Annotated in this window: 10 protein-coding genes; 2 read left to right on the top strand and 8 right to left on the bottom strand. The window is 44.3% G+C overall.

All coding sequences use genetic code 11. The annotated features are described in order from the left end of the window. A partial coding sequence (locus tag ACXJGZ_RS03085) for a phosphohexomutase domain-containing protein (protein ID WP_456398282.1) occupies positions 1 to 885 on the top strand: 885 nt, incomplete at its 5' end. Between the two features lie 233 nt (positions 886 to 1,118). Here the strand turns inward: ACXJGZ_RS03085 and ACXJGZ_RS03080 are convergent. From ACXJGZ_RS03080 to ACXJGZ_RS03055, 6 genes are all read right to left on the bottom strand, one after another. Next, positions 1,119 to 1,700 carry a hypothetical protein gene (locus ACXJGZ_RS03080; protein ID WP_293257083.1) on the bottom strand — a complete coding sequence of 194 codons (582 nt, stop codon included), beginning with the start codon at positions 1,698 to 1,700 and terminating at the stop codon, positions 1,119 to 1,121. Then, the gene (locus ACXJGZ_RS03075) at positions 1,688 to 3,682 is read right to left on the bottom strand and encodes an IGHMBP2 family helicase (RefSeq protein WP_456398281.1); all 1,995 of its coding nucleotides are present in this window, start codon (positions 3,680 to 3,682) and stop codon (positions 1,688 to 1,690) included. The genes ACXJGZ_RS03080 and ACXJGZ_RS03075 overlap by 13 nt, the downstream gene beginning before the upstream one ends. A 17-nt stretch (positions 3,683 to 3,699) precedes the next feature. Next, entirely contained in the window at positions 3,700 to 4,536 is an 837-nt protein-coding gene (locus tag ACXJGZ_RS03070) for a DUF835 domain-containing protein (protein WP_456398280.1), read from the bottom strand. Between the two features lie 136 nt (positions 4,537 to 4,672). Further along, positions 4,673 to 5,257: an AAA family ATPase gene (locus ACXJGZ_RS03065; protein ID WP_456320768.1), complete on the bottom strand. Its 585-nt coding sequence runs from the start codon at positions 5,255 to 5,257 to the stop codon at positions 4,673 to 4,675. Positions 5,258 to 5,268: 11 nt separating this feature from the next. Next, entirely contained in the window at positions 5,269 to 5,967 is a 699-nt protein-coding gene (locus tag ACXJGZ_RS03060; protein ID WP_456398279.1) for a ThiF family adenylyltransferase, read from the bottom strand. A gap of 1 nt (position 5,968) precedes the next feature. Next, complete coding sequence (locus ACXJGZ_RS03055) at positions 5,969 to 6,232, bottom strand: ubiquitin-like small modifier protein 1 (RefSeq protein WP_456398278.1); 264 nt, start codon at positions 6,230 to 6,232, stop codon at positions 5,969 to 5,971. A gap of 50 nt (positions 6,233 to 6,282) precedes the next feature. Between ACXJGZ_RS03055 and ACXJGZ_RS03050 the strand changes: the two genes are divergently transcribed. Continuing rightward, entirely contained in the window at positions 6,283 to 6,570 is a 288-nt protein-coding gene (locus ACXJGZ_RS03050; RefSeq protein WP_456320765.1) for a hypothetical protein, read from the top strand. Here ACXJGZ_RS03050 and ACXJGZ_RS03045 read toward each other — a convergent pair. Continuing rightward, positions 6,525 to 6,647: a hypothetical protein gene (locus ACXJGZ_RS03045; protein WP_456320775.1), complete on the bottom strand. Its 123-nt coding sequence runs from the start codon at positions 6,645 to 6,647 to the stop codon at positions 6,525 to 6,527. The two genes, ACXJGZ_RS03050 and ACXJGZ_RS03045, sit on opposite strands and share 46 nt — an antisense overlap. Positions 6,648 to 6,752: 105 nt before the next feature. Then, positions 6,753 to 7,094: a hypothetical protein gene (locus ACXJGZ_RS03040; protein ID WP_456398277.1), complete on the bottom strand. Its 342-nt coding sequence runs from the start codon at positions 7,092 to 7,094 to the stop codon at positions 6,753 to 6,755. Positions 7,095 to 7,130: the final 36 nt, after the last annotated feature.

Here is a 7,130-nt window from a genome sequence, read left to right as displayed (position 1 = left end):
ATTAAAAAAGCCCTGGAAGTTGTTAATCTCGACGATTCTTACACTGTTGTCCTAGATGCGGGTAACGGTGCGGGCTCTATCCTAAGTCCTTATCTTCAAAGGAGGCTCGGAAATAAGGTGATAAGCTTAAATTCAAACCCTTCCGGCTTTTTTGTACGTGAACTTGAACCGAATGCAAAAAGTCTCGAGGGGCTTGCAAAGACAGTGAAAGCCATGAATGCGGATATAGGAATTGCACACGATGGTGACGCGGATAGAATTGGAGTCGTTGATGATGAGGGCCGCTTTGTTGAGTACGAGGTGATGCTTTCCTTAATAAGCGGCTACATGCTCCGCAGGTTTGGAAAGGGAAAGATAATCACAACCGTTGATGCGGGCTTTGCTCTGGACGATTATGTTAGGGGAGAGGTCGTTAGGGTTAAGGTCGGTGATGTTGCTGTTGCTGAGGGAATCATGAGAGAGAATGCCATCTTTGGAGGAGAGCCAAGCGGCACCTGGATAATGCCTCAATGGAACTTAACCCCCGATGGAATCTTCGCCGGTGCACTGGTTCTTGAGATGATTGACAAGCTGGGGCCTTTGAGCGAGCTCGCGAAGGATGTCCCGCGCTACGTTACGCTGAGGGCAAAAATCCCCTGTCCCAACGGAAAGAAGGCAAAGGCGATGGAGCTCATAGAAAAGGAAGCGCTCAGGAGCTTCGACTATGAGAGGCTCATTGACATTGATGGGGTAAGGATTGAGAACGACGAGTGGTGGATTCTCTTCAGACCGAGCGGGACGGAGCCGATAATGCGCATAACCCTTGAGGCACACACGAAGGAGAAAGCGGAGGGGTTGATGAAGAAGGCGAAGGAGCTTGTGGAGAAGGCGATAAGGGAGGCTTAGTATTCCCTATATTTCAATTTTAACTTTTCAGCAAACCTCCTCGCTCTCTCTAAATCCTTCTCATTTGGATGCCCATACCTTCGCTAGCCACCATTTGTATCCCAGCCTCTGCATGAAAACTCTCCAACAAGTTCTTCCTCTCGTATTCTCCAAGGTTTGGTTAAATCGGCATTTAAAACTTCAACCTGGCGACTTCCTCCGGGTTCTTGTGATGAATAGAAATATGAGAGCCTTCATAACCCCTCTAGCACCCCTTTCAGCCTCTTCAGGCTCTCCTCAATGTTATCCTTGTCAAACTCTACATAGACAGCTCCCGAAAACTTCGTTTTTAGTATCTCGAAGAGTATCCCCTCCCCCTTCACGATTCTAAAGCCCGAGCGCTTGAGTATCTCAGTATAATGTGCTATCCTTTCCTCCTTAGTCAGTCTGTGGAACTCTTTAAGGAATGAGTGATCGAATTTATCTGGGTCGCTCGATGTTGTGTGAAAAACGCCGCAGGTGGGAGAACCTTTAACTCCAATGAAAACAATCTTCTCAGGCTTTTCTTCGGCTATGACCCTACCTATAAACTCACTTATCGTTTTTGCCCTCTCGCTCATCCCAAGACGCATAAACACCTCTCTGCTCATGGGCGGCCTCGGCCAGCCGATAAGCTCATATTCCGGACATGGATAAGTAAAGAGCTTTATCCTGTCGGAATATTCACTCAGTAGATTTAAGAGAGCTTCACTAGTTTTGTATTCTTTCTCCTTTGGGCCTCTGTAAACGTAGAAGGGGCTGATGAGACAAGGAGCTATAATGATTAGGGCTCCCATAGGATATAACCTCCCTCCCCTCTAACATATTCAATTAGTCGTTTATAAGTTTCGTTTGACGAGAGCGTTTTTGAATCCCCTATCATGATGAGCTTCCTCTTTGCCCGCGTTATTGCAACGTTTAACCGCCTTAAGTCCTCAAGAAAACCCAGTTCTCCCCGATTATTAGAGCGAACGAAGGAAATAACGATAACCTCCTTCTCCCTCCCCTGATAACCATCTACCGTTTTGATCTCAAGCCCCTCAACATTAATCATCCTCCTGAGAAGGTCAATCTGGTCATCGTAGGGACTTATCACTCCAATATCACTCGCTTTAACACCCATTTCAAGGAGTTTTTTGGTTATTTTAGCCACAATTTCTGCTTCACATGGATTTTCTCTTGAAGTGGATCCTCTTCTCTGTCTCTCCTCACACAAACCAAGGGTATCGATAAATACCAGGGGTACTGGGGGTATGAGAACCTTTTTAAGCCATCCTTCGCTTTCTTCAAGAACGCTTAATGTGAGTGGAAAGTCCTCGAGGCTGTGCTTTGCAACGCTTGGATGAGCCATCAAAAGTCCACCGTAAAACTCCTTGTTAGGAAACTCCATTATCCTCTCATTCATCCTGTACTGAACTCTAAGAATGGATTTTATATCATCCCCATAGACTTCCAGAAGCCTCTCAAAGAGCGTGAATTCAAGGACTTTTGCTTTTTGGCTTAAAATGGTAGGCGGAAGCTGTTTATGGTCTCCAGCCATTATTAGCTTTTTTCCTCTCACTATCGGGATTATACATGAGGGCTCAACCGACTGGGTTGCCTCGTCGATGAAAACGACATCAAATTTCCTTCCCATGAGCAGCTCGCTTCCCGCCGTTGAGTTTGTGGAGCATACAACTTGAGCCCTCTCAAGTATACTATTCACAGCCTTCAGTTCAAGCACTCTTGCTCTTTTAACAAGGGAGTTTATCCTATCCTGCAGCTCCAGCCACTTTGCCATCTCCTGAATTCTCCGTAATGGAACACCTCTCGAACTCCTCCCACTTCTCGCGAGGCTTTTTATCTGTTCATCGCTTAAACCCCTACGCCACTGGGGACTCGGCTTCGTGTATTTCCTCTGCTCCTCCCTCAAAACATCAATTTTCCGCCAGATTTCTTCTGATTCTTTGAAAGATTCATCCTTTTGAATGAGATAGTCAAGAGTGTGCTCTAACAGGGGTTTGCTGACTCTGGCGGGGTTCCCTACCCTCACCACCACAATACCCGCATTCACAAGCTTCTCAACCAAGTTGTCCACGGCTATGTTTGAGTCTGCCGTTGCCAAAACTTTATATCCCCTCTTAACATGTTGAACTATTGATTCCACTAAAGTCGTGGTTTTCCCTGTCCCTGGAGGACCGTGGATTAAAAAAAGCTCCTGTGCTTCCAGAGATTTCTTCACAGCTATTTTCTGGGAAGGGTTCAAACTATCGTTAACAAAATGTATTTTGCTCTGGGAGGGTATAAATGAAGGTTTTCTCTTTCCAAGAATGACATCCCCAAGCCTTGAATCACCCTTCCCAAAGAGTTTTAAAGCATCGAGCATCCGTTGGAAAGTTATATCATTTGCATAGAGGTCGATCCTCACTTTTTTCCGGTACACGAAGGAAGGGGGCTTCTTATCAAACGCCACGACGAGGAAGTTTCTGCCCTTTTCTACGACGGTTCCTTGAGGATCCCTGGGCTTTGGTTTCCCGAGACTCACTATAACCAAATCCCCCACACTTATCTCAGTCTCTGGAAAGTTCTTCCTCCCGAACTTGACGAGATACTTCCCTCCTAAACCGCGCCCAATATCTTTTCCCGTTAGATTGAGAACTGCACGTCCAAGTTTCTCTCTTTTCTGGCCGCTGAGTTTTTCAATCTCCTCTGTCTGTTGTCTCATCTCCTCTTCTCTCTCAAGCTGCACAAGCCGGGAGAAATGGCTCACATATTCTCTGTAGCTTTCAAACACTCTCATAGTTATCACTCAGAAAATTATAGGACATAAACTTTGCCCATGCTTGAGAACAGCGCCCTCTTCTCCTCCAGAACTTCAAATTCCCTTAACAGCAGGTTGTACTCCTTGAGATCATACGCATCCGGATCAATCGGTACTAATATAACTGCATCGTAGAGAATTGCATAATCCTTCAGGGATGTCAGGAATTTGTAGATCGATTCAAATCCATTCTCAAGTATGAGATATTCAATGCCATCGAGGAGGACGAATCTCTTATGGTTCTCCTTATTTATGAATTCCACTATGTTATAAGTCATAAAAGGAAGCCTCGTTGGGTGAATTGCGTCCTCCCTCTCGGCTTTTGTGAGCCACCAGATTTTTACATCCTCTCCTATATCCAGCTTGTTCCTCAAGACCTCCGGGGGTTCCCTGCATATTATCATGCTCTCAAACCTGTCGATGAATGCCCTGGCTATATTGAGGCATGGTTCCCGGTATTTGCAAAGGTACAAACCGGAGGCTATGTGTATTTCCTTGATCTCCTTGTAAGTTGCGAGATACGCTTTTTCCTTTTCTATCAGACCTTTAACCAGCTTCTGCCACGAGAATGCTATTAAAAGGAATACCAGAACTAAGAGAGAATTTAAAGATGCTTCCATGGGCGTATAGCCGTCATAGGATCTAAAGAGGGAGAAAAATGCCACTCCGGAGACAATCAAAAAGCCCGCAAGAAAAAGGTTATAAACGGCTTTCAAATGGGTAAAGAAGTTTAGAAAGTCCTTCCTATACGTAAGCCCCTTATAGAATACGAATAGGCTGATTATGCCCGCTATGAAGTTCAGAATTATCATGAACCCAGCAAGTATATTCATGATAGCACCAGCCGCAATATTTACGGTGTAAAGAGTTATAAAATTATCGTCCTATGTCTCCATACTGTTAGGATAATCGTGGCGTGGGTGTAGTTCTAGTTTCTTTCACGAGCATTATCAAAAGCCCTAACAGTACCTATGTCTCAAAAGGAAACATTTTATTTTTTAGAATATTTTCAAGCTTTTTCCTTAATTCCTCCAGCGTCCCCTCGTTCATTATCATGAAATCCGCCATCTTTTTAAGCCTGCTTGTTTGATAGAGCTTCTCCTCTGCTTCATCCATCTCCAGAAAGTTTTCAAAGCTCTTTATAACCCTGTCCTTACTTGCATTTCTTTTCTTCAATCTCTCGTATCTGAGTCTAGCATCCGCATCAACATATATGACAATTCCCCCATTCTGCTTTACCGCCTCAATTTCTCCCTTAGAACGAACCCCATCAATTACTACATTCTTACAGTTCCTCTTTTTATCAAGAGTAAGTCTGATTAGAATGTCTTCCCCATATTTATCCTTCAGATATTTTCCGTATTTAATTAGAGTATCTCTGGTTGGTTCTCTTCTCTCAGGAAGCTCTGGAATCCATGAGTATTCCCCTACATTATGAGTTAGAAGATCTATTAGAGGATCGCTGCATGAAATTCTACAAAAACCGAGTTCTTCTAAAAACTTGGCTATCGTTGTTTTTCCAGCTGCAATTTTACCCACCACTCCAATTAACATTTCAATACCTCCTATTCAAGCTCCACAACATCAAAGGAGTTATGCTCGAGATCCACAATCAAAAGTTTATTTGCCAGTGGCTCTCCAAACCCGGTTATGAGCTTTACAACCTCTGCAGCTTGAATGCTCCCAATGACACCTGCAGTTGCTCCCAAAATCGGAAAGTTCTCTTTTTTCCCGGGTGCTCTTGGAAATATTTCTCTCAGACACAGGGTTTTTCCCGGGATTATTGTGGTGACCTGACCGAATAAGCCCTCAACAGCACCGTGAACCAGAGGAATGCTCCTTTTATGGGCAAAATCATCTAAAAGAAAGCGCGTCTCAAAATTATCCAAGCAGTCCACGAGTACATCGACATCCTGCAGAACATCATCAATATTTCCCTCATCCAGATGCCCGACGAATGTTTCAATTTTTATATCCGGGTTGAGCTTTTCAAGCTTCCATTTTGCCGAGAGGGGCTTTGGATTTTTGCTTAAATCCTCTTCCCAGTGGAGGATTTGCCTGTTTAAGTTGCTCAATTCCGGGGTTTGCTCATCCACAAGGAGAATTTTCCCAACTCCTGCCGCGGTTAGATAATAAGCTACAGGACTTCCAAGCCCGCCCACACCAATTACAGCAACTCTGGCATTTTTAAGCTTCTCCTGTCCTCCCTCTCCAAATATCCTGAGCTGCCTGTCGTACCTCTCTAACTCCCTATCGCTCAGCATTTCAACCACCGCTCACAGGTGGAAACAACGCCACTATATCCCCATCTTCAAGCTTCTCCCCAAAATCCACATATTTCCCGTTTCTTGAGACATTAACATCCGCATCCTCGTTCTGCTCAAAAATCTCCTCTTTAAACTTCGGATGCTTTTTTTGAATTAAATCAATCAGATCCTTAACTTTTATTCCCTCTGGAACTTCATATTCCTCTTCAGACACTCCCGCAACGCTTCTAAACCTCGCGAAATACCTCACTCTAATCTTCATACCCATCCCCAAGGGAATTTGGACGTTAAGTATAAAAACGATTTGGAGAAGTGAAGGAAGATTGCTATGGAGAAGCTCAGACGCTACACAAATATGCTCATTTCAAAAATGGGATTTGCAGAGGTATCAGGATAAACTACCTCCCCTTACTCATCGGAGAGGAGACGATAGTGCTTGACAGAAGGGATGGAAGGATAAAGAGACTGGGAGACAAGAAGCCCCTGAGCGATGAAGAACTCAGAACTCTTGAAGAGGACATAATTCAAGCCATAGAGAGTGGAAAGGTTGAGCTTTACTTAACACTGACATTTGGAGAGGATGTTGGTCCGCCTCCGTAGACGACGGGTAGAATCTTTAAAACGTCCCTTTCCCTTAAGATGTACTTTCTGCTGGCTTTTTTCTCGTTAACGAGTATGTGGTTTCCATGTTCACTTATCCCGAGAAGCCTGAAATCCTGTTTCCGTCAGGAACTTCGAATTCGAAATCCGGGCAATGCTTTAGAGCCAGCTCTCCATAGAGCCTAACCCTTATCCTCATCCTTTAACTCCTCCAGAAGGCGTTTTAACTTTTCATAAACCTCCCCGGGAGCTTCCTTAAAGGGAGAGACCTTCAGAACCGGAACTTCAAGCCCTATAATAAGCTTTTCAAAGAATTCGATCGCATTCCTAAAAGCTTCGTCCTCCGTAAAGCCTGTTATGATCTCGTTATCAAAATAATACCATGAATCCCTCTCCTTATCGTACAATGCCAGACTGGGGAACCATTCGCCGCATTCCCCTCCCAGAGTCAGCTCTATTAAAATTTCATTATTTTCAAGGATTCCTCGCCTGAGTTTTTCCTTCCATCCTTCCAAATCACTCACCGATAGAAGGTTTTAAAGGGAAAATATAAGGCTTTC

Source organism: Palaeococcus sp. (in: euryarchaeotes), from assembly GCF_053987695.1.
This window is presented reverse-complemented; position numbering and strand designations above follow the sequence as displayed.

Excerpts from the sequence above, each read along its gene's own strand:
- ACXJGZ_RS03075 (WP_456398281.1), bottom strand. The coding sequence starts at position 3,682 with ATGAGAGTGTTTGAAAGCTACAGAGAATATGTGAGCCATTTCTCCCGG.
- ACXJGZ_RS03055 (WP_456398278.1), bottom strand. The coding sequence starts at position 6,232 with ATGAAGATTAGAGTGAGGTATTTCGCGAGGTTTAGAAGCGTTGCGGGA.
- ACXJGZ_RS03060 (WP_456398279.1), bottom strand. The coding sequence starts at position 5,967 with ATGCTGAGCGATAGGGAGTTAGAGAGGTACGACAGGCAGCTCAGGATA.
- ACXJGZ_RS03070 (WP_456398280.1), bottom strand. The coding sequence starts at position 4,536 with ATGAATATACTTGCTGGGTTCATGATAATTCTGAACTTCATAGCGGGC.
- ACXJGZ_RS03080 (WP_293257083.1), bottom strand. The coding sequence starts at position 1,700 with ATGGGAGCCCTAATCATTATAGCTCCTTGTCTCATCAGCCCCTTCTAC.
- ACXJGZ_RS03065 (WP_456320768.1), bottom strand. The coding sequence starts at position 5,257 with ATGTTAATTGGAGTGGTGGGTAAAATTGCAGCTGGAAAAACAACGATA.